Consider the following 850-nt stretch of genomic DNA (forward strand, 5'->3'; position numbering starts at 1 on the left):
ATCGAGACGAAGACGGGATCATAGCCGGCGTAGGAGACCTTGGCGGCGACATAGTTCAGCCCCCAGGAGAAGGTCAGCCCGACCATGATCGCGGCGGCCGCCATGTCGACCGCATCCCGGCGATCGAGCGCGCCGGTGGCGCCGCTCACCCCTCCTCCTCCGCGCTCTGCTCATCGAAGCCGATCAGATTCCAGCTCTGGCGCATATGCGGCGGCATCGGCGCGGTGACGTCGATGACGCCCTTGTCCGGGTGCGGGATGAGGATGCGGCGCGCATGCAGATGCAGTCGGTTCTGCATGCCGCCCGGAAAATCCCAATTGGTATCGGCCTCGAAATATTTGGGATCGCCGATGATAGGGCAGCCGATATGAGCGGCGTGGACGCGCAGCTGATGGGTGCGGCCGGTATAGGGCTCCATCTCCAGCCAGGACAGCGATTGCGCCGCTTGCTCGACGACGCGGTAGTAGGACACCGCATGGTCGGCGCCCTTCTCGCCGTGTTTGGCGATGCGCACGCGGTCGCCGTCCGGCGTCGGCTCCTTGATCAACCAGGTCGAGATCTTGTCTTCGCGCTTCGGCGGCACGCCCTTGACCAGCGCCCAGTAGGTCTTCTTGGTCTCGCGCGCCCGGAAGGCTTCCGACAGCTTCATCGCCGCAAGGCGGGTGCGGGCGACGACCAGCACGCCGGAGGTGTCGCGATCGAGCCGGTGCACCAGGCGCGGCTTCTCGCCCTTCTGGTTGCGCCAGGCCTCCAGCATGTCGTCGACATTACGGGTGACGCCGGAGCCGCCCTGCACGGCGAGCCCCGCCGGCTTGTTGAAGACGAAGACCTTCGCATCCTCGTGCAGAAG

General features: G+C 66.1%; 1 protein-coding gene and 1 pseudogene. Both read right to left on the bottom strand.

All coding sequences use genetic code 11. From position 1 onward, the window contains the following. Positions 1-104 (bottom strand): annotated as a pseudogene (locus EN738_RS36695) (EamA/RhaT family transporter); the annotation flags it as partial. Between the two features lie 41 nt (positions 105-145). Continuing rightward, positions 146-850, bottom strand: a 705-nt coding sequence (locus EN738_RS34690) for an RluA family pseudouridine synthase (protein WP_145967065.1), incomplete at its 5' end; no start/stop codon positions are given.

It is taken from the genome of Mesorhizobium sp. M4B.F.Ca.ET.017.02.2.1 (genome assembly GCF_003998955.1).
Classification (GTDB): domain Bacteria; phylum Pseudomonadota; class Alphaproteobacteria; order Rhizobiales; family Rhizobiaceae; genus Mesorhizobium; species Mesorhizobium abyssinicae.